At 73.7% G+C, this 22,630-nt stretch carries 18 protein-coding genes and 1 riboswitch; of the genes, 13 read left to right on the forward strand and 5 right to left on the reverse strand.

What is annotated here, in order from left to right; translation table 11 throughout:
* Positions 1–67 precede the first annotated feature (67 nt).
* Positions 68–3,649: a transcription-repair coupling factor gene (mfd, locus tag AB0910_RS29645; protein WP_366747743.1), complete on the forward strand. Its 3,582-nt coding sequence runs from the start codon at positions 68–70 to the stop codon at positions 3,647–3,649.
* Positions 3,650–3,814: 165 nt separating this feature from the next.
* Positions 3,815–4,618 carry an HNH endonuclease family protein gene (locus AB0910_RS29650; RefSeq protein ID WP_366747744.1) on the forward strand — a complete coding sequence of 268 codons (804 nt, stop codon included), beginning with the start codon at positions 3,815–3,817 and terminating at the stop codon, positions 4,616–4,618.
* 87 nt (positions 4,619–4,705) lie between these two features.
* Here AB0910_RS29650 and AB0910_RS29655 read toward each other — a convergent pair whose 3' ends face one another.
* The gene (locus AB0910_RS29655) at positions 4,706–5,626 is read right to left on the reverse strand and encodes a class I SAM-dependent methyltransferase (RefSeq protein ID WP_366747745.1); all 921 of its coding nucleotides are present in this window, start codon (positions 5,624–5,626) and stop codon (positions 4,706–4,708) included.
* Between the two features lie 283 nt (positions 5,627–5,909).
* Here AB0910_RS29655 and AB0910_RS29660 point away from each other — a divergent pair, with 283 nt between their 5' ends.
* Together AB0910_RS29660 and AB0910_RS29665 are read left to right on the forward strand one after the other, a co-directional pair.
* Positions 5,910–6,587 carry a SurA N-terminal domain-containing protein gene (locus tag AB0910_RS29660; protein WP_366747746.1) on the forward strand — a complete coding sequence of 226 codons (678 nt, stop codon included), beginning with the start codon at positions 5,910–5,912 and terminating at the stop codon, positions 6,585–6,587.
* A 49-nt stretch (positions 6,588–6,636) separates the two neighbouring features.
* A complete protein-coding gene (locus AB0910_RS29665; RefSeq protein WP_366747747.1) occupies positions 6,637–7,641 on the forward strand; it encodes a nucleoside triphosphate pyrophosphohydrolase in 1,005 nt (334 codons plus the stop codon).
* A gap of 22 nt (positions 7,642–7,663) precedes the next feature.
* On the opposite strand, the gene AB0910_RS29670 is transcribed toward AB0910_RS29665, so the two are convergent.
* The 4 genes from AB0910_RS29670 to AB0910_RS29685 form a co-directional block, all read right to left on the reverse strand.
* Positions 7,664–8,011 (reverse strand): AQJ64_40280 family protein, encoded by a 348-nt coding sequence (locus AB0910_RS29670; RefSeq protein ID WP_366747748.1) that lies wholly within the window; start codon positions 8,009–8,011, stop codon positions 7,664–7,666.
* Between the two features lie 38 nt (positions 8,012–8,049).
* Positions 8,050–8,625, reverse strand: a complete 576-nt coding sequence (locus AB0910_RS29675) for a HutD family protein (protein WP_366747749.1) — start codon at positions 8,623–8,625, stop codon at positions 8,050–8,052.
* A gap of 120 nt (positions 8,626–8,745) precedes the next feature.
* A complete protein-coding gene (locus AB0910_RS29680; RefSeq protein ID WP_366747750.1) occupies positions 8,746–8,931 on the reverse strand; it encodes a hypothetical protein in 186 nt (61 codons plus the stop codon).
* The gene (locus AB0910_RS29685) at positions 8,928–10,820 is read right to left on the reverse strand and encodes an amidase (RefSeq protein WP_366747751.1); all 1,893 of its coding nucleotides are present in this window, start codon (positions 10,818–10,820) and stop codon (positions 8,928–8,930) included. The genes AB0910_RS29680 and AB0910_RS29685 overlap by 4 nt, the downstream gene beginning before the upstream one ends.
* A 300-nt stretch (positions 10,821–11,120) precedes the next feature.
* Between AB0910_RS29685 and AB0910_RS29690 the strand changes: the two genes are divergently transcribed.
* The 9 genes from AB0910_RS29690 to AB0910_RS29730 all read left to right on the forward strand — a co-directional run bounded on the left by AB0910_RS29690 (position 11,121) and on the right by AB0910_RS29730 (position 22,487).
* Positions 11,121–12,368: a cytochrome P450 gene (locus AB0910_RS29690; protein ID WP_366747752.1), complete on the forward strand. Its 1,248-nt coding sequence runs from the start codon at positions 11,121–11,123 to the stop codon at positions 12,366–12,368.
* Between the two features lie 181 nt (positions 12,369–12,549).
* A complete protein-coding gene (locus AB0910_RS29695; RefSeq protein WP_366747753.1) occupies positions 12,550–13,785 on the forward strand; it encodes a transglycosylase family protein in 1,236 nt (411 codons plus the stop codon).
* 322 nt (positions 13,786–14,107) lie between these two features.
* A riboswitch (cyclic di-AMP (ydaO/yuaA leader) is annotated at positions 14,108–14,335 on the forward strand.
* Positions 14,336–14,338: 3 nt separating this feature from the next.
* The gene (locus tag AB0910_RS29700; RefSeq protein ID WP_366747754.1) at positions 14,339–15,025 is read left to right on the forward strand and encodes a transglycosylase family protein; all 687 of its coding nucleotides are present in this window, start codon (positions 14,339–14,341) and stop codon (positions 15,023–15,025) included.
* Between the two features lie 380 nt (positions 15,026–15,405).
* Entirely contained in the window at positions 15,406–16,701 is a 1,296-nt protein-coding gene (gene eno, locus AB0910_RS29705; protein WP_366747755.1) for a phosphopyruvate hydratase, read from the forward strand.
* A gap of 362 nt (positions 16,702–17,063) precedes the next feature.
* Positions 17,064–17,534 (forward strand): septum formation initiator family protein, encoded by a 471-nt coding sequence (locus tag AB0910_RS29710; protein WP_366747760.1) that lies wholly within the window; start codon positions 17,064–17,066, stop codon positions 17,532–17,534.
* Between the two features lie 61 nt (positions 17,535–17,595).
* A complete protein-coding gene (locus AB0910_RS29715) occupies positions 17,596–18,168 on the forward strand; it encodes a DUF501 domain-containing protein (RefSeq protein WP_366747756.1) in 573 nt (190 codons plus the stop codon).
* The gene (locus AB0910_RS29720) at positions 18,165–19,097 is read left to right on the forward strand and encodes a Ppx/GppA phosphatase family protein (RefSeq protein ID WP_366747757.1); all 933 of its coding nucleotides are present in this window, start codon (positions 18,165–18,167) and stop codon (positions 19,095–19,097) included. The genes AB0910_RS29715 and AB0910_RS29720 overlap by 4 nt, the downstream gene beginning before the upstream one ends.
* Positions 19,098–19,473: 376 nt before the next feature.
* Entirely contained in the window at positions 19,474–20,862 is a 1,389-nt protein-coding gene (locus AB0910_RS29725) for an NAD(P)/FAD-dependent oxidoreductase (protein WP_366747758.1), read from the forward strand.
* Positions 20,863–21,194: 332 nt separating this feature from the next.
* Positions 21,195–22,487, forward strand: a complete 1,293-nt coding sequence (locus tag AB0910_RS29730; RefSeq protein ID WP_366747759.1) for a cyclopropane-fatty-acyl-phospholipid synthase family protein — start codon at positions 21,195–21,197, stop codon at positions 22,485–22,487.
* The last annotated feature ends 143 nt before the right edge of the window (positions 22,488–22,630 follow it).

Here is a 22,630-nt window from a genome sequence, read left to right on the forward strand (position 1 = left end):
GAAGACCCCGGCCCGTGTGACGTGTCGGGCCCTTCGCGTTGCCCCCGGACCCGGACGGAAGACCTTCATGAGCCTGCACGGTCTGCTCGATGCCGTTGTGCGCGACCCCGCGCTCGCGGAGGCGGTGAGGGCCGCTGCCGACGGGAACCGCCCGCAGGTCGACCTGGTCGGGCCGCCCGCGGCCCGGCCGCTCGCCGTGGCGGCGCTCGCGCGGGAGGCGAAGCGGCCGGTGCTCGCCGTGACGGCGACCGGGCGCGAGGCCGAGGACCTGGCGGCGGCGCTGCGCTCGCTGGTGGACGAGGACGGCGTGGTGGAGTTCCCGTCCTGGGAGACCCTGCCGCACGAGCGGCTCTCGCCGCGCTCCGACACCGTGGGCCGCCGCCTCGCCGTGCTGCGGCGCCTCGCGCACCCGGCCGCGGACGACCCGGCGACCGGGCCGGTCTCCATCGTGGTCGCGCCCGTACGCTCCGTGCTCCAGCCGCAGGTCAAGGGGCTCGGCGACCTGGAGCCCGTGGAGCTGAGGACCGGGCGCTCCGCCGACCTCGGCGAGGTCACGGAGGCGCTGGCCGCCGCCGCGTACTCCCGGGTCGAGCTGGTGGAGAAGCGCGGCGAGTTCGCGGTGCGCGGCGGCATCCTCGACGTGTTCCCGCCTACCGAGGAGCACCCCCTGCGGGTGGAGTTCTGGGGCGACGACATCGAGGAGATCCGCTACTTCAAGATCGCCGACCAGCGCTCCCTGGAGGTCGCCGAGCACGGCCTGTGGGCGCCGCCCTGCCGCGAGCTGCTGCTGACCGCGCAGGTACGGGCGCGGGCCGCCGCGCTCGCCGAGGACCACCCCGAGCTCGGCGAGCTCCTCGGCAAGATCGCGGAGGGCATCGCGGTCGAGGGCATGGAGTCGCTCGCCCCGGTCCTCGTGGACGAGATGGAGCTGCTGCTCGACGTGCTGCCCGCCGGGTCGATGGCCGTGGTCTGCGACCCGGAGCGGGTACGGACCAGGGCCGCCGACCTCGTCGCCACCAGCCAGGAGTTCCTCCAGGCCTCCTGGGCCGCGACCGCGATGGCGGGGAGCACGGGCGATGCCCTGCCGGCCGAGGGCGCCAAGGCCCCCATCGACGTGGGCGCGGCCTCGCTGTGGTCGATCGCCGACGTCCGCGACCGGGCGCGCGAGCTGGGCATGATGTGGTGGTCGGTGTCGCCGTTCGCGCTGGACGCGCCGGGCGACGACGGCGACGACACGCTCACCCTCGGGATGCGCGCCCCCGAGACGTACCGCGGCGACACCGCGCGCGCCCTCGCCGACACCAAGGGGTGGCTCGCCGAGGGCTGGCGCACGGTGTACGTCACGGAGGGCCACGGCACCGCGGCCCGCACCGTGGAGGTGCTGGGCGGCGAGGGCATCGCCGCGCGGCTCGACAGCCCCGAGGGCGGCGGCCTCGCCGACCTCGCGCCGTCCGTCGTGCACGTGGCGTGCGGCTCGGTCGAGCACGGCTTCGTCGACGCCGACCTCAGGCTCGCCGTCCTGACCGAGACCGACCTCTCGGGCCGGCGCACCGCGGGCAAGGACGGCGTGCGGATGCCGACGCGGCGCCGCAAGACCATCGACCCGCTGACCCTTGAGGCCGGGGACTACATCGTCCACGAGCAGCACGGCGTCGGCCGGTACGTCGAGATGGTGCAGCGCACCGTGCAGGGCGCCACCCGCGAGTACCTGCTCGTCGAGTACGCCCCCGCCAAGCGCGGCCAGCCGGGCGACCGGCTCTACATCCCGACCGACCAGCTGGAGCAGGTCACCAAGTACGTCGGCGGCGAGGCGCCCACCCTGCACCGGCTCGGCGGCGCCGACTGGACGAAGACGAAGGCCCGCGCGAAGAAGGCCGTCAAGGAGATCGCCGCCGACCTGATCAAGCTGTACTCGGCGCGGATGGCCGCGCCTGGCCACGCCTTCGGCCCCGACACCCCGTGGCAGCGCGAGCTGGAGGACGCCTTCCCCTACGCGGAGACGCCCGACCAGCTCTCCACCATCGCCGAGGTCAAGGACGACATGGAGAAGACGGTCCCGATGGACCGGCTGATCTGCGGCGACGTCGGCTACGGCAAGACGGAGATCGCGGTGCGCGCCGCCTTCAAGGCCGTGCAGGACGGCAAGCAGGTCGCGGTCCTGGTGCCGACGACGCTGCTGGTGCAGCAGCACTACGCGACCTTCGGCGAGCGCTACGGGCAGTTCCCCGTCTCCGTGAAGGCGCTCTCCCGCTTCCAGTCCGACACCGAGGCCAGGGCCACCCTCCAGGGGCTGCGCGAGGGCGCGGTCGACATCGTCATCGGCACCCACCGGCTGTTCTCCTCACAGACCACGTTCAAGGACCTGGGCCTCGTCATCGTCGACGAGGAGCAGCGCTTCGGCGTCGAGCACAAGGAGCAGCTGAAGAAGCTGCGCGCCAACGTCGACGTGCTGACGATGTCGGCGACGCCGATCCCGCGCACCCTGGAGATGGCCGTCACCGGCATCCGCGAGATGTCCACGATCACCACGCCGCCCGAGGAGCGCCACCCGGTCCTCACCTTCGTCGGCCCGTACGAGAACAAGCAGATCGGCGCCGCCATCCGGCGCGAACTGCTGCGCGAGGGCCAGGTGTTCTACATCCACAACCGCGTCGAGTCGATCGACAGGGCGGCCGCGAAGCTGCGCGAGATCGTGCCCGAGGCGCGGATCGCGACGGCGCACGGCCAGATGTCGGAACAGGCGCTCGAACAGGTCGTGGTGGACTTCTGGGAGAAGAAGTTCGACGTGCTGGTCTCCACCACGATCGTGGAGTCAGGCATCGACATCTCCAACGCCAACACCCTCATCGTCGAGCGCGGCGACAACTTCGGCCTCTCCCAGCTGCACCAGCTGCGCGGGCGCGTCGGCCGGGGCAGGGAGCGCGGCTACGCGTACTTCCTGTACCCGCCGGAGAAGCCGCTCACGGAGACCGCGCACGAGCGCCTCGCCACCATCGCCCAGCACACCGAGATGGGCGCGGGCATGTACGTCGCCATGAAGGACCTGGAGATCCGCGGCGCGGGCAACCTCCTCGGCGGCGAGCAGTCGGGGCACATCGCGGGCGTCGGCTTCGACCTGTACGTGCGGATGGTCGGCGAGGCCGTCGCCGACTACCGGGCGGCCGTGGACGGCGGCGTGGAGGAGGAACCGCCGCTGGAGGTCAAGATCGAGCTGCCGGTCGACGCGCACGTCCCGCACGACTACGCGCCCGGCGAGCGGCTGCGCCTCCAGGCGTACCGCGCGATCGCCTCCGCGTCCTCGGAGGAGGACATCACGGCGGTCCGCGAGGAACTCGCCGACCGGTACGGCAAGTTGCCGGAGCCGGTGGAGAACCTGCTGCTGGTCGCGGGCCTGCGGATGCTGGCCCGCGCCTGCGGGGTCGGCGAGATCGTCCTCCAGGGCGGCAACATCCGCTTCGCGCCAGTGGAGTTGAGGGAGTCGCAGGAGCTGAGGCTGAAGCGGCTGCACCCGCGCACGGTGATCAAGGCCCCGGCGAAGCAGATCCTCGTGCCGCGCCCGACGACCGGCACGATCGGCGGGAAGCCGGTGGTCGGCCGCGAACTGCTGTCGTGGACAGGCGAGTTCCTCGCGACGATCCTGGGGTCCTGAGCTCCGCACCCGGTGGGGGATCATGGGGAGGCGGCGACCCGCCCTCCTCAGGGGTGGGGTGCCGCGCAGGTGTGCCAAGCGGTGACGCGCGGCACCGCGGGGTAGCTGTCCCGGAAGGGCGGCCGGCCCGCGGACCGCCCACCAGGAGCGTATGGGGAGGGCCGGATGACGGCACGACAGGCAGGGTGGCGCGCGCACGGCGCCGGGATCGCGGCCGTCGCGGTGGCGGGCGGGCTGCTGCTCGGCGGCTGCCGGGTCGACGTCACGGACGGGGCGGGCGCCTCCGCCGCCCCCTCGGGCGCCGCGGCGCCCCAGGGGTCCTCGGCGGGCGGAGACTTCGGGGTCAGCCCGCTCACCAACCCGGACGGCACGAAGCGCGGCCTCGCGCCCCTCACCTCGGCCGCCGACCGCAAGAGCGCGCTGACCCTCATCGACAAGGTCGCCACCAAGGGCCGCGGCCCCAAGACGGGGTACGACCGCGACGAGTTCGGCTACGCGTGGATGGATTCCGCAGGCGGCGTGCCGTACGCGCACAACGGCTGCGACACCCGCAACGACGTCCTCAAGCGCGACGGCGAGGACGTCGCCTACCGCTCGGGCTCCGACTGCGTCCTCGCGTCGATGACCCTGCACGACCCGTACACCGGCAAGACCATCGACTGGCGCAAGACCAAGGCGACCGCCGTGCAGATCGACCACGTCATGCCGCTCTCCTACGACTGGCAGATGGGCGCGGCCCACTGGACCAAGGACAAGCGCGAGCAGATCGCCAACGACCCGCTCAACCTGCTGCCGGTCGACGGCTCGGTCAACGGCTCCAAGAGCGACTCGGGCCCGGCGTCCTGGCTCCCGCCGAACAAGGCGATCCGCTGCTCGTACGCGGTGCGCGTGGCGCAGGTGTCCCTCAAGTACCACCTGCCGGTCACCGGCGCGGACAAGGACGCGATGGCCCGGCAGTGCGGCGGGTGACGCGGGGCGCGGCGCCGCTCGCGGCCCGGTGACGCGGGGCGGGCCGGGGCCCGCCCCGCCGTCCGCGCCGGGTGCGGGCCCGCGGCCTCAGGCGCCCGCGCGCAGGAACGCCGACGTGGAGACCGTGCCGAGCAGCTCGAAGCGGCTGCCGGGGCGCTCCAGATGCGCGTCGGCCGCGCGCTTGACGTGCCGCCAGCGCGCGTCCCCGTAGTCGTCCACCACGACGACGCCGCCGGGCGCCGCGATCCTCTCGGCCCACTCCAGGTCGGCGCGCACGCCCTCGGCCGAGTGGTCGCCGTCCACCACGATCACCCCGTACGCGCGGTCGGAGACCTGCGCGCGCACCTCCTCGTCGCCGGAGAAGCCGCGGACGATCCGCGCCCCGCTGCCCGCGGCGCCGCCGAAGGCGAGGTTGGCGCGCACCACGTCCATGCGCACCGGCGTGCCGGTCGGGTCGGCGCCCTCCGGGGTGCCCGGCTGCAACTGGCTGCCGGCCAGCGGGTCCACGATGGTCAGGCTCGGCTCGATGCCCGCGCGGTGCAGCATGCGCAGCAGGGACGCGGAGAACAGCCCGTAGAGCGTGCCGATCTCCAGCACGTCGCTGCGGCCGGCCGGCGCGAGCAGCGGGGTCGCCGCGAGCTTGCCGCAGATGTTCTGCGTGGAGCCCGCGAGCCGGCCGACCGCCAGCATCTCCAGCGCGATCACATTGCGGAAGGCGATGACGACATTGCGCCGGGCCTGGGCCGGGGACGCGCCCGTCACCTGCGCCACCTGGCGCACCAGCGTGTCCAGCTGGGCGGGCGTGGGCGTGCGCGGCCCGCTGCGCGCCGTGCCGTCGACGAGCAGCGAGAGGGAGCTGTGCTCCCCGCGCAGCGCCGCCACCTCCTTCCTCAGCGCGTCGATCTCGGGCCTGAGCGCCTTCGTGTGCCGTGCCACGCGGCGGTCGACCAGTGCGGCGGCGGGACGCAGGACCCGCCGGGTCAGTGGATTCTTCGTCAGAGCGAACACGAGCGGAACGTACGTCAGGCGCTCGCCCGTGCGAACCAAGCGCGGATGGTGGGCGGATGAAGGCTTCGTGACCCGCGGACAGCGGGCAGACGTCGCGTCGCCCACGAGTACGGGAACACCGGCGCCACCTGCGCGGGAAGCGCGAAGGGTGCGCGCGGGCGCGCCGCCGCACCCGCTGCACCGCCGAATCGTTGGTCCTGGCAGTGGCCTGCGCCACGCCGACTGCCTACCATCGATCTCTGCATGGCTTGTGCATCGAAGCACAATCTCTCGGGAGGCCCCCTTGAACCGCCTGAAGCGCCCCAACACCCGCCGCCGCTCCGTGCTTTCGCTCACCGCCGCCGTGCTGGCGGGTGTTCCGCTGCTCGCCGCGTGCGGCAGCGCGGCCCACCCGGGGGCGGCCGCCGTCGTCGGCGGGCAGCGCATCCCGGTGTCGTCGCTCCAGGACCAGGTGAACGCCGTCCGCACGGCGCAGCAGGCGTCCCCCCAGTCCGCGCAGCTGATCGGCGGCAGCGCGCAGCTCAGCCAGGCCAAGCTGAACGGCATGATCTTCGACCGCATCCTGGAGCGCGCCGCCGACGACGCCGGTGTCTCCGCCTCCCGCCACGAGGTGCAGACCGCGAGGCGGCAGGCCGCGGCGGCGCAGCCGGGCGGCGAGAAGCAGCTGGAGGCGACGCTGCTCCAGCAGGGCGCCCTCACGCCCGCGCAGATCGACGACGCCGTGCGCCGCGACGTCCTCATGTCGAAGCTGGCGAAGGCGGTCGGCGGCGACACGGCGACGCCCGCGGGGCAGCAGAAGGTGCTCGCCGTGCTGACGAGGACGTCGAAGGCGATGCACGTCGACGTCAACCCGCGCTACGGCTCGTGGGACAACACGAAGGTCGCGCTCGGCAGCACCAAGGTCGACTGGATCAAGCAGGTGTCGGGAGAGGCGCAGCCGCAGGAGCCCTCGGACGCGTGATCCGCCGTCCGTGCGAGGTCGCGGGCGCGCGCCGGGTAAGTTCGGAAGGGTGACGGAGAAGACCACCCCCCAGTCCGCCGCCGGCCGGATCGTCCTGCTCACGGTGAGCCACCGGGTCGCGCCAGGGCTGCTGTCCTGGCAGGCGTGGGACACCCTGCGCGGCGCCGACCGCGTGTTCTGTCCCGACCCGCACCATCCGCAGCTGCCGTACATACGGGAGGCGGGCGTCGAGGTGGAGACCGCGGCGCCCACCGCCGAGCAGCTGGTGGACGCCTGCCCGCCGGGCACGACACTCGTGGTGATCCCGGCCACCGCCGACGACACCGACTCGGCGCTCACCGACGGGCTCGCCCGCCTCGCGGGCTCGGGCCGCGTCCAGATGCCCGACCTCGAACTGCTGCCCGGCTCCTACGACCTGCCGGGCGCGCGCCTGCTCGACCTGGTGCAGGTCATGGACCGGATCAGGCGCGTGTGCCCGTGGACCTCCACGCAGACCCACAAGGGCCTCGCCAAGTACGGCATCGAGGAGGCGTACGAGCTGGTCGAGGCGATCGAGGACGGCGACGCCGCCGAGCTGCGCGAGGAGCTCGGCGACGTGCTCCTCCAGGTCGTCTTCCACGCGCGCATCGCGGAGGACGCCGAGGACGAGGCGGCCGCGTTCTCCATCGACGACGTGGCCGCGACGATCGTGGAGAAGCTCATCCACCGCCACCCGCACGTCTTCGGCGACGAGACGGCCCGCACCGCCGAGGACGTGCACGCCCTGTGGGAGCGGACCAAGGCGGTGGAGAAGCGGCACCGCACCTCCGTCACCGACGGCGTCCCCCTCGGGCAGCCCGCGCTCGCGCTCGCCGCCAAGCTGACGGGCCGGGCGCGCGCCGCCCGGCTCGACGTGCGGCTCCCCACCGACGACAACCCGCTGGGCTACGCGCTGCTCGCCCTCGCCGCCGAGGCCGAGTCGCAGGGCGTCGACCCGGAGACCGCGCTGCGCGCCGCGTCCCGCACCTACCGCGACGCGATCCGCGCGACGGAGCGGGCGGCCCGCGGGCAGTGAGCGCGCGCGGCGGGCCGCCGCCTCACCGCAGGGCGTCGTCGAGCGCGGCCCGCGCCGCGTCCCCCAGCACCTGGCGCACGCCGAGGCCCGGCAGGGCGGGCAGCGCTGCCCAGTGGGTGACGTGCTGCGTGCCCGGCCCGCCGTACGAAAAGCGCACGACGCGGTCGGAGTCGACGAAGCAGTCGCGGTGCTCGGTGCCGTCGGGCGCGGTGTGGCGGTCGGTGAAGTACACCGGCAGGACAAGCCAGTACCCCTCGCCCGGCGCGCCGGGGGCCGCGGGCGGATGGCGGCCCGTGACCGCCGCGGCGACCGGTGTGCCGCTCCTCGGCAGCCGCTCCCGCGCGTCGACCCACTCCACCACGGCGTCCATGACCGCTCCCCGGCTCGTCTCTTCCGTGCCCTCCGGTGTCACGGGACGGGCGCGACGCGGATCTCCGCGACGCCGCCGCGGCCCCGCAGCCGTACGCTGCCCGCTCCGTCGTGGCGTACGCAGTCGAGGCGGGCGAGCGGCTCCGCGCCGCCCCCGGCGCCCGCGAGGGACAGGCCCCCGGTGACGGGGAGCAGGAGCAGCACCGCGCCCGCGGCGCACTCCAGGTCGAGGGCGCCCGCGACCTCGGTGACGCGCACCGAGCCCGCGGCGCGGCCCCTGCGGGTCATCAGATTGAGGTCGCGCGCCGCGCCGCCCGGCAGCCGGCAGTCCGTGGCCGCCTCGCCGGGGAACGCGTACGGCGCGAGGGGCGCGAGCCGGTGCTCGGCGCCGTCCACGGTCAGCACCATGGCCGCGCCGTCGACCAGCGTGATCACCCGGTCCACGCCGGGGAACGCGGAGAACGGCCCCTCCGCCGCGACGTCGGCGACGCTCACCCGCCAGTCGAAGCCGTCCCCTCCCGCCGAGGGGCACGCCGCGACCTCCTGCGTGGTGCCGCCGCCGTTCTTCCACGGCACCCTGCGGTACGCGCGCTCCCGCAGCACTGCGGTCCCCATGGCCCCTGCCCGCCTCTCCTCGCCGGTCCGCCCCCGCCCGGCCAGCATACGAACCGGGGCCCGCACGGCCGGGCGCCCGTCCCCCCCTCCCCGGCGGGGGGACGGGCGCCGCGCACCGGGTCAGTGGCCGCCGGGCCGCGCGACCGGTTCGTAGGGGTAGTACTCGGTGCCCAGCTTGGGCAGCCAGCCCACCGTGGCGACGGGCCGGGTGCCGTCGCCCGGGTGCTGCGGCGGCAGGCCCGCGTTGACGAGCGGCGTCCAGGGCACGGTGAGGAAGGCCCCTGCGGGCGCGGACGGTGCGCTCACCGGAGGGCCTCCTGCGCCACCAGCGGGTCGTTGGACAGCTCGGGCGGTGTCGGGTCTTTCCCTGCGACCAGGGTGTGCGGCCTGGTCGTCGCGGTGCGCGGCTTCGGGTCGGGCGGTGCGGCGTTGTGGTACTCGGGGTAGTGCTCCTGGTAGTCGACGGCCGCCTGGACGATCTCGGGCTCGCTGAAGCGCGGGCCCCAGAACTGCGCGGTGATGGGCAGGCCCGCGGCGGTCGAGTCGTAGCCGACGGGGAAGGAGACCATCGGCCAGGCCAGCGCGTTGGGCAGCTGGTAGTAGGCGCGGTAGACGGGGAAGCCGCCGCCCTGGCGCAGGCCGATCTGCGCGCCGAGGCTCATCACCAGCATGAAGTCGACGCCCGCAGCGTCCAGCGCGGCCTGGTAGTTGGCCTGGAGGGTGCGCCTGCGGCGCTCGCCCTCCACCCGGGCGGAAGCGGGCACGCCGCCGCCGAGCCGGGCCGCGGACTCGAAGGACGCCGCCGCGTCGTTCGGGCCCTTGCGGCCGTACTGGGCGAGCAGCGCGGCCGCCTGGTCGGCGGGCCTGGTCGCGGCGAACTCCCCGACCGCCTGCCAGTAGGCGATCTCGTAGCGGTTGGGGCTGAGCACGGCGGACGACGGCGAGACCGCCGAGCCGTCGACCGTGGCGAGGACGTCGCCGCTGCTGAAGTACGGATCGTTCGCGGGCTTCGTGACATCGAGGCCCTCGAACTCCACGACCTTCGCGCCGAGCGCGGTGAGCTGGCGCCGCAGCCGCTCGAAGGCGGCGCGGTGGTCCGCGTCGTAGGTCTGCTGCGGCGGCGTGCCCACCTGGACGCCCTGGGCGGTGCGCATCCAGTCGGTCTGCGGGATGCCGATGGTGGCCCCGGCGAGCGGCCGCTTCCCCTTGCGCGCCGTCAGCGGCAGGGCGGGGAACGGGTCCGGTGCGGAGAGCGTCAGCGGGTCGTTCGCCGGGTCGGGGCCGTGGATGACGGAGAGGATCAGCGAGGCGTCGCGCATCGAGCGGGCGATCGGGCCGAGCACGTCGTAGCCGGGCGACAGCGGCATCAGGCCCGCCACGGACGAGGTGCCGAGCGACGGCTTGATGCCGCTCGCGCCGTTCGCCGCCGACGGCATCACGATCGAGCCGCCGGTCTCCTCGCCGATGCAGGCGGCGGCGAGCCGCGCGACCGCGGCGACCCCGCTGCCCTGGCTCGATCCGCCCGGCACGTACGGCAGGCCCCAGGCGTTGCCCGCGAACGTCCCGGTGATGGAGCCGGAGAACGCCGAGCACACGGTGTGCCCGAGGATCACCGCGCCCGCGTCCCGCAGCCGCGCCACGACGGTCGCGTCGCGCAGCGCCTTGTTGCCGTCGAAGGCGTGGCTGCCGTCCTTGGCCTCGAGTCCCTTGACGGCCACGGAGTCCTTGATGCCCATCGGGATGCCGAGGAGCGGCGGCAGGGCGTCCTTCTCCTTCTTGGTGCGCGCCCGCGCGAAGCGCGCGTCCGCCGCCCGCGCGGCGGCGAGCGCGCCGTCCCTGTCGAGGCGGACGAAGGCGTTGTAGAGGCCGTTGTCGCCGTACGTCTCGAAGGGGCCGTTGAGGCGGTCGATGCGGTCCAGGTACGCCGTGGTGACGGCGAGAGCGGTGGTGCGCCCGGCCCGCAGCAGGGCGGCGAGCTCGACCACCTCGTAGTCGACGAGCCGCGGTCTCTTGCGTATCGCGGACACCTCGGGGAAGGCCGGCGCGGCCGCTCCCGGCGCCGGGGCGGCGGTGGCGGGCGCGGCGGCCGTGGCGGACAGGGCGGCCGCGCCCGTCACGGCCGCGGCACCGCCGAGGACGGTGCGGCGGCTGGGGCCGTGGTGGACGGACGGGGTGTGACTGGCTGGTGAGGGCATGCTGGCGAACTCCCGAGAGGAGCGGAATGTCCCGTACCGGAAAAGCATATGAACGGGTTTGTTTCCGTCAGGTACCGCGCGCATGACGTCAGTTGGCGCGGCCCTCGGCCGAGCCGGCGCCCCCTATATAGGGGGGATGGCTGTCGAGGGGGCGCCCCCGCCCCCGCCCCCGCCCCCCGCAGGGAGGAGGTGTCCCCTCTATAAGAAGCGTCTCTGCACGAGGCGTCCTTGTATAAGGGGACGCCGAGGCGGGGGACGCCTCGTGGAGGGGGCGCGCGCGGTGCGCCGTACGGTGGGCGCATGCCCGATCCCGCCGCGCCGTCCCCCGACCTCTTCTCCTGGGAGTTCGCCACCGATCCTTACCCGGCGTACGCCTGGCTGCGGGAGCACGCGCCGGTGCACTGGACCCGGCTGCCGAGCGGGGTCGAGGCGTGGCTCGTCACCCGGTACGCGGACGCGCGCGCCGCGCTCGCCGACCCGCGGCTCTCGAAGAACCCGGTGCACCACGCGGAACCCGCGCACGCCCGCGGCAAGACCGGCATCCCGGGGGAGCGCGGCGCCGACCTGATGACGCATCTGCTCAACATCGACCCGCCCGACCACACCCGGCTGCGCCGGCTCGTGTCGAAGGCGTTCACGCCGCGCCGGGTCGCGGAGTTCGCGCCCCGCGTGCAGGAGCTCGCCGACCGGCTCATCGACCGGTTCGCGGCCACGGGCTCGGCCGACCTCATCCACGAGTTCGCCTTCCCGCTGCCGATCTACGCCATCTGCGACCTGCTGGGCGTGCCCGCCGAGGACCAGGACGACTTCAGGGACTGGGCGGGCATGATGATCCGGCACGGCGGCGGCCCGCGCGGCGGCGTCGCCCGCGCGGTGAAGAAGATCCGCGCCTATCTCGCCGACCTGATCCACCGCAAGCGGCTCGACCTCGGCGACGACCTCATCTCCGGCCTCATCCGCGCCAGCGACCACGCGGAGCAGCTCACCGAGAACGAGGTGGCCGCGATGTGCTTCGTACTGCTGTTCGCCGGGTTCGAGACGACGGTCAACCTGATCGGCAACGGCACGTACGCGCTGCTCACCCACCCCGCCGAGCGGGCGCGGCTGCAGGACGCGCTGCGCGCGGGCGACGACTCGCTCCTCGTCACGGGCATCGAGGAACTGCTCCGCTACGACGGGCCCGTCGAGCTCGCCACCTGGCGCTACGCCACCGAGCCGCTGACGATCGGCGGGCGCTGCGTCGCGGTGGGGGACCCGGTGCTCGTGGTGCTCGCGGCGGCCGACCGCGACCCGGAGCGGTTCGCCGCGCCCGACACCCTCGACCTCGCACGGCGTGACAATCAACACCTCGGCTACGGCCACGGGATCCACTACTGCCTCGGCGCCCCGCTCGCCCGCCTCGAAGGGCGGACCGCGCTCACCGCGCTGCTGACCCGGCTGCCCGGGCTGCGCCTCGCCGCCGAACCGGCCGAACTGCGGTGGCGCGGGGGACTCATCATGCGCGGTCTGCGTACGCTCCCGGTCCGGTTCACGCCCCTGCGTGACTGAGGTCGTGTCAAGTCTGTGATATTCGCGTGATCTCCACTGGACCGACTTGTGACAGGCGTTCGACTGACGCTACGTTGCCGAGCGACCCATCGGCCCCAGTGGGCGCGTTGAGCCCCAGGGCGGCGGATCACCTCGCGCGTCGCGCATTCCATGCGCGACCACGTACACGGAAGGTAATCGCATGTCCGGGAACGGCCGACATCGTCGACCCCGCCAGGCGCCCGCGATCGTCGTGGCCGCCGGGGTGACCGGCTCCGCACTCGCCATCCCGCTGCTCGCCTCCGCGAGCGCGAGCGCCGCGGACGCCTCCACCTGGGACAAGGTGGCCGCGTGCGAGAGCGGCGGACAGTGGGACGCCAACCTCAGCAACGGCTACTTCGGCGGCCTCCAGATCAGCCAGGACACCTGGGACCAGTACGGCGGCAGCCAGTACGCGAGCCGCCCCGACCTGGCGAGCAAGGCGCAGCAGATCTCCGTCGCCGAGAAGATCCTCGCGGGGCAGGGCTCCCAGACGTGGGCCGACTGCGCCGACAGCGCGGGCCTGCCGCAGACGACGCCTTCGGGCGACGACGACGGCGACACCCTGGGCGACGTGGTCGGCGGCCTGCTCGGCGGCTCCGACGACTCCGCGACGCCCGACCCCTCCGCCAGCCCCGCCACGGGCTCCTCGGCCACCCCCGACCCCTCGGCGAGCACGGACCCCGGCGACGCGCCCGCCGCGTCCGACGACGCGCCCGACCCCTCCGCCACGCCCTCGGACGGTGCGAGCCCCGACGCGCCGGCGCACGGCGGCACCCCGTCGGACGCCACCCCGTCCGGTGGCAAGCACCGCGCCACGCCCCCCGCGACGCCAAGCGACGACAGCGGCTTCCCGTCGGGCGTCAGCCGCGACAACGACGGCGGGGTGCTCGCGCCCACCGGCGGCGCGGGCTCCGTGGGCAACGCCGACAGGCCCGGTGTCGTACGGGACGTCATCCGCATCCCGTTCGCGCCGCAGTACACCGGCGGCGACGCCCAGTCTCTCTGGCAGCTCCCGGCCCAGGGCCCGGCCCGGGCCACCGGGGGCCAGGCGGACGCCGCGAGCCCCGCGGCCACCGCGGCCGGCGGCGCGGCGGCGGCCGGCGGCAGGCACCGCGGCACGCAGCCCGCCGCGCACGCGTCGGGCACCTCGGCGCAGAAGCCCCCATCCGGGCGGCACGCCGCATCGGGTGACCCCGCGTCAGCGGACTCCGCCGCCGCGCACGGCCCCGGAGCCCGCCGCTACACGGTCCACGCGGGCGACAGCCTGTCGGGGATCGCGGCGAGCCAGGGCGTGAAGGGCGGCTGGCGCGCCGTCTATGAGGCGAACAAGGCGGCGCTCGGGTCCGACCCGAACCACATCGTCCCTGGCCAGACCCTGGAGCTCGGGGCCGGCTGATATCGAAGGGCAGATCGCGGCACAGCGCACGGGAGGCCATGAAGTGGCCCCCGTGCGCTGTCAGTTCGGCACCGTATGTCCAACTCTGTGAAAGTGAGACAAGCATCTCTTCGGGGTGTTTGGTCGAAATGGGCCGCCAGATTCGCCTGTTTCGGGGTTCACCTGGGGAAATGGGTCCATGCGGGTGAAGGATTTGGGCTTTACCGCCCTTATGTCCGTCTTTGAAGATCTGACAGTCGTATGTTTACGGTCTTCACCGCTCGCACCGCGGGCCCTGTCGACCGAAACGCCGAATCCTGCCGTCGGTCGACGGGAACAGTCGTCGCGTCACGCGCCGAAGGCAGGAGCGGGGGACCCAAGGTTCCGCCGCCGGACCGGGAAGGCCGTCCGTGGATGGACGGCCCAGCGGCCCGGCTTGGGGTTAAGCCGCGAGCGGCGCGCACAGCCTGTGCGCACCGCACGGACCACGCACCACGTGGTCCATCGCGACCGGGCAACTCACTGCGCCCGAACCCGACAGCTGACCTCGCAGGCGTCGGTGAGGAGATGCTCCATGCTGCGTTCCAGCAAGGCCCACAAGCACCGCCGCCCGTCCAAGGCCGTCCGTTACGCCACGCTCGCCGGTGTCACCGGCGCCGCAGTCGCGGTGCCGCTGCTCTCCGCCACGTCGGCGTCCGCCGCCTCGGTCTCCGAGTGGGACCAGGTCGCCCAGTGCGAGTCCGGCGGCAACTGGTCGATCAACACCGGCAACGGCTTCTACGGCGGCCTCCAGTTCACGAACTCCACCTGGGCCGCGTACGGCGGCACCGCCTACGCCTCGCAGGCCAACCAGGCCAGCAAGTCGCAGCAGATCGCGGTCGCCGAGAAGGTGCTCGCGAGCCAGGGCAAGGGCGCCTGGCCGTCCTGCGGCGTCAACCTGTCGGGCCCCGGCGGCTCCGGAGCGGCGCAGGCCGAGACGAGCCACTCCAGCTCGACCCAGCAGGCCCCGGCGCAGCAGAAGGCGCAGCAGCGCCCCGTGCAGCAGCACAGCGCCTCGCAGCCCGCGAGCCGCGGCACCGCCCGCCCCACCGTGATCAAGAAGGGTGACGGCGAGTACAAGGTCGCGTCCGGCGACACCCTCTCGAAGATCGCCTCGGCGCACCACGTCAAGGGCGGCTGGAAGAAGCTGTTCGACCTGAACAAGGACATCGTGAAGGACGCGAACGTGATCTTCCCGGGCCAGCAGCTGCACCTGCACTGACGGCCCGCGCGCCCCGCACGCGGACCCCGCGCGGGCCGCTCGGCCGGGCCCGCGGCAGCGGGCCCCGGCCGGCCTCCCGGCGGCCCTGCGGCAGGATCGGCGCACGCGGAGCGGCACGCACCATGGCGCACCTGCCGACACCGGCAGGCCCGAGCGGCCCGGCCCCACGGGGACGGGCCGCTCGGCCGTGCGGGGCCGGGCCCCGGGGCCACCCCCACGGCCTCGGGGCCCGGCCGCGGCCACTCGTCCGGCCGTGCCGCGCGCCGCCGCCCGGCGTGGGGACTGCCCGGAGCACCCGGCGGCGCCCGCGCCGGTTAGGCTCTTGGCGCAAGGACTACAGACGCAGACCCTGCGCTCCCCACGTCACTTCCCAGAAGGAGATGCTCGTGCCGTCGATCGACGTCGTCGTAGCCCGGGAAATCCTCGACTCCCGAGGCAACCCCACCGTCGAGGTCGAGGTCGGCCTCGACGACGGCAGCACCGGCCGTGCGGCCGTCCCCTCCGGCGCCTCCACCGGCGCCTTCGAGGCCCTTGAGCTGCGGGACGGTGACCAGAACCGCTACCAGGGCAAGGGCGTGGAGAAGGCCGTGCTCGCGGTGATCGAGCAGATCGGCCCCGAGCTGGTCGGCTACGACGCCACCGAGCAGCGCCTCATCGACCAGGCGATGTTCGACCTGGACGCCACCCCCGACAAGTCGTCGCTCGGCGCCAACGCCATCCTCGGCGTGTCGCTCGCCGTGGCGCACGCCGCCTCCGAGGCGTCCGACCTGCCGCTGTTCCGCTACCTCGGCGGTCCCAACGCGCACCTCCTGCCGGTGCCGATGATGAACATCCTGAACGGCGGCGCGCACGCCGACTCGAACGTCGACATCCAGGAGTTCATGATCGCGCCGATCGGCGCCGAGTCCTTCTCCGAGGCCCTGCGCTGGGGCGCGGAGGTCTACCACACCCTGAAGAAGGTCCTGAAGAACAAGGGCCTGTCCACGGGCCTCGGTGACGAGGGCGGCTTCGCGCCGAGCCTGGAGTCGAACCGCGCCGCGCTCGACCTCATCCTGGAGGCCGTCACCGAGGCCGGCTACGTGCCGGGCCGCGACATCGCGCTCGCGCTCGACGTCGCCGCCTCCGAGTTCTACAAGGACGGCAGCTACGAGTTCGAGGGCAAGACCCGCTCCGCCGAGGAGATGACGGCGTACTACGCGGAGCTCGTCGACGCGTACCCGCTGGTCTCCATCGAGGACCCGCTGCACGAGGAGGACTGGGCCGGCTGGAAGACCATCACCGACCAGCTCGGCGCCAAGGTGCAGATCGTCGGCGACGACCTGTTCGTCACCAACCCCGAGCGCCTCGCGCGCGGCATCGAGGAGGGCGCGGCCAACGCCCTGCTGGTCAAGGTCAACCAGATCGGCTCGCTCACGGAGACGCTCGACGCCGTCGAGCTGGCCCAGCGCAACGGCTTCAAGTGCATGATGTCCCACCGCTCGGGTGAGACCGAGGACGTCACCATCGCCGACCTCGCCGTCGCGGTGAACTGCGGCCAGATCAAGACCGGCGCCCCGGCCCGCTCGGACCGCGTCGCCAAGTACAACCAGCTGCTGCGCATCGAGGAGATCCTCGACGACGCCGCCGTGTACGCCGGCCGCAGCGCCTTCCCGCGTTTCCGCGGCACGGAGAGCTGAGACCCGCCCGTGTCACACCGTCCCCGGCCGCGGTCCCGTACCGTGTCCGGGGACGCGCACGTGCGCAGGGCGTGTACCGGGCGTACGACGGGTGACAGGGGAGTGTGGCCATGGCACGGACCGGAGACCGGGACGGAGCGCGTGACGGCGCAGGCGGCCGCCGCCCCCGTGACCGCGCACCGGGCCGCGCACCGGCCGGTGCGGCGGGCGTCCCGCGCGGCCGCGGACCGGCGGCGGGCGGCCGTGCGCCGTCCGCGCAGCCCCGCCCCGCGCCCGGCCGCACCACCCCGCAGGCGGGCGGCGGACGCCCGCAGCGCGGCGGCCGCGGCGAGGAGCGCTTCTCCACGGCCACCCGGCTCCGGGTGCTCGGCGAGCAGACCGCGGCGCGCGTCTACCGCTCGCAGAGCCGCAGGCAGGCGCACCGCTCCCGGCTGACAGGGCGCGCCGCCTTCCTCGCCCTCGTGCTGTGCACCCTCGTCGTCGCGCTCGCCTACCCGATGCGGCAGTACGTGTCGCAGCAGGGCGACATCGCGGACCAGCAGCGCACCGCGCGCGACGCCAAGGCGCAGGTCGAGAAGTTGCGGGACGAGAAGGCGCGGCTCCAGGACGACGCGTACATCGAGCGGCTCGCGCGCGAGCGGCTGCACTTCGTCATGCCGGGGGAGAAGGGGTACACGATGAACGCCCCCACCGCGGTCAAGCAGGAGCAGCAGGCGGTCGGGCCCGCCAACAGGCCCTGGTACGCGAACATGCTGGACGACGTCGACCACGCGGACGCGGCGGGCGCACCCCGGCCCCGCACCGGCGCGGCGAGCGGCGGCGCGGGACACTGAGGCCGCACCGGCCCGCGCCGCGCGGTCCCCACCACGAGCAGCAAGGCAGCACACAGCAGTCATGGACACCCCTCCTCCGCAGACCGAACGCACCGAGCCGCCCACCGCGGACGACACCGCCGCCTTCGAGGCGCAGCTCGGACGCCCGCCGCGCGGTCTGCGCGCGATCGCGCACCGCTGCCCCTGCGGGCTGCCCGACGTGGTCGAGACCGCGCCGCGGCTGCCCGACGGGACGCCGTTCCCGACCACGTACTACCTGACGTGCCCGCGCGCCGCGTCCGCCATCGGCACCCTCGAAGCGGGCGGCGTCATGAAGGAGATGACCGAACGCCTCGGCACCGACCCGGAGTTGGCGGCCGCCTACCGGGCCGCGCACGAGGACTACCTGGCGCGGCGCGACGCGATCGAGGTGCTTGCGGGCTTCCCCAGCGCGGGCGGCATGCCCGACCGGGTCAAGTGCCTGCACGTGCTGGTGGCGCACTCGCTCGCCGCGGGCCCCGGCGTCAACCCGCTGGGCGACGAGGCGATCGCGCTGCTGCCCGAGTGGTGGCTCAAGGGGCCGTGCGCGGCGGTGCCCGGCGCACCGGCCGGGTGCGGGCGCGAAGCGACGACGGAGACGGAGAAGGGCGCATGACCAAGGTCGCGGCGATCGACTGCGGGACCAACTCGATCAGGCTGCTGGTGGCGGACGTCGACCAGGCGACCGGTTCGCTGACCGACCTGGACCGGCGGATGACCATCGTCAGGCTCGGGCAGGGCGTGGACCGCACGGGCCGGCTCGCGCCCGAGGCGCTGGAGCGCACCTTCGCGGCGTGCCGCGCGTACGCGGAGGTCATCGCGGCGCACGGGGTCGCGCGCACCCGCTTCGTCGCCACCTCGGCCTCGCGCGACGCCTCCAACAGGGACGACTTCGTCCGCGGCGTGGTGGACATCCTGGGCGTGGAGCCGGAGGTGATCACCGGGGACGAGGAGGCGGCGCTCTCCTTCACCGGCGCCACCCGGGAGCTGGCAGCGGCCGAGACGGCGCTCGTCGTCGACATCGGCGGCGGCTCCACGGAGTTCGTGCTCGGCGACACGCGGGTGCGTGCGGCGCGCTCCGTCGACATCGGCTGCGTCCGCCTCACCGAGCGCCACCTGCTGCGCGACGGCGAGCTGACCGACCCGCCCACGCCCGAGCAGGTCGCCGCGGTGCGCGCCGACATCGAGCGCGCCCTCGACCTGGTGGCCGAGACCGTCCCGCTGCGCGAGGCGGCCACCCTGGTCGGCCTCGCGGGCTCGGTCACCACGGTCGGCGCGATCGCGCTCGGCCTGACGGAGTACGACTCGGCGCTGATCCACCGCTCCCGCGTGCCCTACGGGCGGGTCGAGCAGATCACCGCGGACCTGCTCACGGCGACCCACGCGCAGCGCGCCGCCGACCCCGTCATCCACCCGGGCCGCGTCGACGTGATCGGCGTGGGCGCCCTCATCCTCCAGACGATCATGGAGCGCACGGCCGCCCCCGAGGTCACCGTCAGCGAACACGACATCCTCGACGGCATCGCCTGGAGCGTCGCTGGTTGAGGGGGGAATGAGGGGGCTGGGGTCGGGGTGGCGACCGGGGCGCGGCAAAGGTTCGTGAAGTTCTTCACAAGGAAATCTGCGCTGACGGGGCCGGTGTGTACGCCAACGGGGTGGAGGTGCTCACCCCGGAGCGGGGGGCTTCACGAACGAGCGCTGCGCGCGGGTGGCGGGGGCGCGGGCCGCGCGGGGTCCCGGCGGCGGGGCGCGGGGTCAAGTGGCAGCTCAGAGCGGGTGCGGGAGGGTCGCGTACCGTCCGGTAGGGATGTGGGGGTTCGGGGCCCTCGGTTGAGGTGCCGGGCAGGGTAACACACCCTGCACCCGTTCTTGTGAAGGGGCTCACGAGTGCCCCCCTGGGGGCAGGTGGATACTCGATGCCATGAGCACCACGGAGCGTCCCAGGATCCTCGTTGTAGGCGGTGGGTACGTTGGCTTGTACGCGGCTCGTCGCATTCTGAAGAAGATGCGCTACGGGGAGGCGACCGTCACGGTCGTCGACCCGCGCTCGTACATGACGTACCAGCCCTTTCTTCCCGAAGCTGCGGCCGGGAACATCTCGCCTCGGCACGTCGTCGTCCCGCTGCGACGCGTGCTGCCCAAGGCTGAGGTACTGACAGGCCGCGTCACCACCATCGACCAGGACCGCAAGGTCGCCACGGTCGCGCCGCTCGTCGGCGAGGCCTACGAGCTGCCCTTCGACTACCTGGTGATCGCGCTCGGCGCCGTCTCCCGCACCTTCCCGATCCCCGGCCTCGCCGAGCAGGGCATCGGCATGAAGGGCATCGAGGAGGCCATCGGCCTGCGCAACCACGTGCTCGAGCAGCTCGACAAGGCCGACTCCACGACCGACGAGGAGATCCGCCGCAAGGCGCTCACCTTCGTCTTCGTCGGCGGCGGCTTCGCCGGTGCCGAGACGGTCGGCGAGGTGGAGGACATGGCGCGCGACGCGGCCAAGTACTACACCAACGTCAAGCGCGAGGACATGCGCTTCGTCCTCGTCGACGTCGCCGACAAGATCCTCCCCGAGGTCGGCCCCAAGCTGGGCGCCTACGGCAAGGAGCACCTGGAGAGCCGCGGCGTCGAGGTCTACCTCAAGACCGGCATGGACTCCTGTGTCGACGGCCACGTGGTGCTCAACAACGGCCTTGAGGTCGACGCGAGCACCATCGTGTGGACCGCGGGCGTCAAGCCCAACCCGGCGCTTGCGCGCTACGGCCTGCCGCTCGGCCCCCGCGGCCACGTCGACACCGCCGCCACGCTCCAGGTGCAGGGCACCGACTACATCTGGGCCGCGGGCGACAACGCCCAGGTGCCCGACATGGTCGGCCGCAAGGCGGGCAACCCCAACGCCTGGTGCCCGCCCAACGCCCAGCACGCGCTGCGCCAGGCGAAGGTCCTCGGCGACAACGTCGTCTCCGGCATGCGGGGCTTCCCGCAGCGGGAGTACAGCCACGCCAACAAGGGCGCGGTCGCCGGCCTCGGCCTGCACAAGGGCGTCGCGATGATCGTCCTCGGCAAGACCAAGATCAAGCTGCGCGGCCGGCTCGCCTGGTACATGCACCGCGGCTACCACGGCATGGCGATGCCGACGTTCAACCGCAAGATCCGCGTCGTCGCCGACTGGACCCTCGGCATGTTCCTCAAGCGCGAGGTCGTCTCCCTCGGCGCGATGGAGACGCCGCGCGAGGAGTTCTACGAGGCCGCGAAGCCGGCGCCGAAGCCCGCTGCCGCCGTCCCCGCCGAGCCCGAGGCCGCCAAGGCCGGCTGACCCGCCCCTGTCCTGGTGGCCCCCCGCAGGGGGCGCACCCGGGCCGAGGGTCCTCAGACCGGCTCAAGGACGCGCCGGAAACCGTTCGAAGACCGAGAAGGCCGCCCGCCATCCGTGGTGCGGGCGGCCTTCTCATGTCCGCACGCCGCCCCGTCCGGGTAGCGTCACGTCCGTACGGGAGCGGGCGCGGGCACCGGGCCCGGCGCGGCGGCAAGGTGGGTGGTAGGGACAGCTATTTTGCCGTCCCATTGCCCTACGCGGGGATCGCAGGGGGCCCCGCGCGGTGTTTACGTGGTGTTGAAGAACCGGACCTGAACACGGAGGTGTGCGCCATGGCCGACGCCGCGTCGCGGCTGTCCGCTCTGACCGAGGAGCTGATCGGGGCGCCGCCGCCGGTGCGCATCCGTGCCTGGGACGGCAGCACCGCGGGCCCCGCACAGGGCCCGACCGTGGTGATCCGCAACCGCCGCGCCCTGCGCCGTGTGATGTGGAAGCCGGGCGAGTTGGGCCTCGCGCGCGCCTGGGTCGCGGGCGACATCGACGTCGAGGGCGACCTCTACGAGGTGCTCGACAGGCTCGCTGCGTACATCTGGGAGCGCACCGACGCGCAGCAGCGGGGGCTCTTTGTGCTCGACCCGAGGCTGCGCGCGGCCGCCAAGGCGTTCCTGCGGCTCGCGGGGCCGCTCCCGCCGCCCCCGCCGCCGCCCGAGGAGGTGCGGGGCCGCTCGGGCACCACGCACACCAAGCGCCGCGACAAGCAGGCCATCAGCCACCACTACGACGTCGGCAACGACTTCTACGAGATGGTCCTCGGCCCCTCGATGGTCTACTCGTGCGCCTACTGGGACGACGCGCCCGGCTTCACGCTGGAGGACGCGCAGCGCGACAAGCTCGACCTGGTCTGCCGCAAGCTCGGCCTCGCCGAGGGCGACCGGCTGCTCGACGTGGGCTGCGGCTGGGGCTCCATGGCGCTGCACGCCGCCCGCGAGTACGGCGCCCGCGTCACCGGCGTCACCCTCTCGCGCGAGCAGGCGCTCTACGCCCGCAAGCGCGTCGCCGACGCGGGCCTCACGGACCGCGTCGACATCCGCGTCCAGGACTACCGGGACGTCAAGGACGGCCCCTACGACGCGATCTCGTCGATCGGCATGGCGGAGCACGTCGGGTCCGTGCGGTTCAGGGAGTACGCGGACGACCTGTACGCGCTGCTGAGGCCCGGCGGGCGGCTGCTCAACCACCAGATCGCGCGCAGGCCGCTGGCGCACGACGAGGCGTACGAGATCGACGCGTTCATCGACGCGTACGTCTTCCCCGACGGGGAGCTCGCGCCCGTCGGCCGGACCCTCGCCACGCTGGAGGAGGCCGGCTTCGAGGCGCGGGACGTGCAGTCCATCCGCGAGCACTACGCGCTCACGCTGCGCCGCTGGGTGGCGAACCTGGAGGCCCGCTGGGCGGACGCGGTGCGCGCCACCTCGCCGGGCCGCGCCCGGGTGTGGCGGCTCTACATGGCGGCGTCCGCGCTGTCCTTCGAGCGCAACAAGATCGGCGTCAACCAGATCCTCGCGGTCAGGACGCCCGAGACCGGCGCCTCAGGGCTGCCGAGGCGCGCGCTCGACTGGCGCTAGCCGCCGGCTCGTACGGGACGGCGGCGGGCCCCGGAGGCGATCCTCCGGGGCGGCGGATCGGCGGTTTTCTGCTTTTCGCATGTGAGGATCGGCTGAACGGGTGGTGTTCATCCGAAGAACTGCGCGCACGACGGCGTATCTCC

The organism is Streptomyces sp. NPDC047002, assembly GCF_040704505.1.
Classification (GTDB): Bacteria; Actinomycetota; Actinomycetes; order Streptomycetales; family Streptomycetaceae; genus Streptomyces.

Coding starts and splice junctions, on each gene's coding strand:
- AB0910_RS29685 (WP_366747751.1), bottom strand. CDS start 10,820: ATGCCCTCACCAGCCAGTCACACCCCGTCCGTCCACCACGGCCCCAGC.
- AB0910_RS29690 (WP_366747752.1), top strand. CDS start 11,121: ATGCCCGATCCCGCCGCGCCGTCCCCCGACCTCTTCTCCTGGGAGTTC.
- AB0910_RS29715 (WP_366747756.1), top strand. CDS start 17,596: ATGGACACCCCTCCTCCGCAGACCGAACGCACCGAGCCGCCCACCGCG.
- AB0910_RS29730 (WP_366747759.1), top strand. CDS start 21,195: ATGGCCGACGCCGCGTCGCGGCTGTCCGCTCTGACCGAGGAGCTGATC.
- mfd (WP_366747743.1), top strand. CDS start 68: ATGAGCCTGCACGGTCTGCTCGATGCCGTTGTGCGCGACCCCGCGCTC.
- AB0910_RS29675 (WP_366747749.1), bottom strand. CDS start 8,625: ATGGGGACCGCAGTGCTGCGGGAGCGCGCGTACCGCAGGGTGCCGTGG.
- AB0910_RS29700 (WP_366747754.1), top strand. CDS start 14,339: ATGCTGCGTTCCAGCAAGGCCCACAAGCACCGCCGCCCGTCCAAGGCC.
- AB0910_RS29720 (WP_366747757.1), top strand. CDS start 18,165: ATGACCAAGGTCGCGGCGATCGACTGCGGGACCAACTCGATCAGGCTG.
- eno (WP_366747755.1), top strand. CDS start 15,406: ATGCTCGTGCCGTCGATCGACGTCGTCGTAGCCCGGGAAATCCTCGAC.
- AB0910_RS29650 (WP_366747744.1), top strand. CDS start 3,815: ATGACGGCACGACAGGCAGGGTGGCGCGCGCACGGCGCCGGGATCGCG.
- AB0910_RS29725 (WP_366747758.1), top strand. CDS start 19,474: ATGAGCACCACGGAGCGTCCCAGGATCCTCGTTGTAGGCGGTGGGTAC.
- AB0910_RS29695 (WP_366747753.1), top strand. CDS start 12,550: ATGTCCGGGAACGGCCGACATCGTCGACCCCGCCAGGCGCCCGCGATC.
- AB0910_RS29670 (WP_366747748.1), bottom strand. CDS start 8,011: ATGGACGCCGTGGTGGAGTGGGTCGACGCGCGGGAGCGGCTGCCGAGG.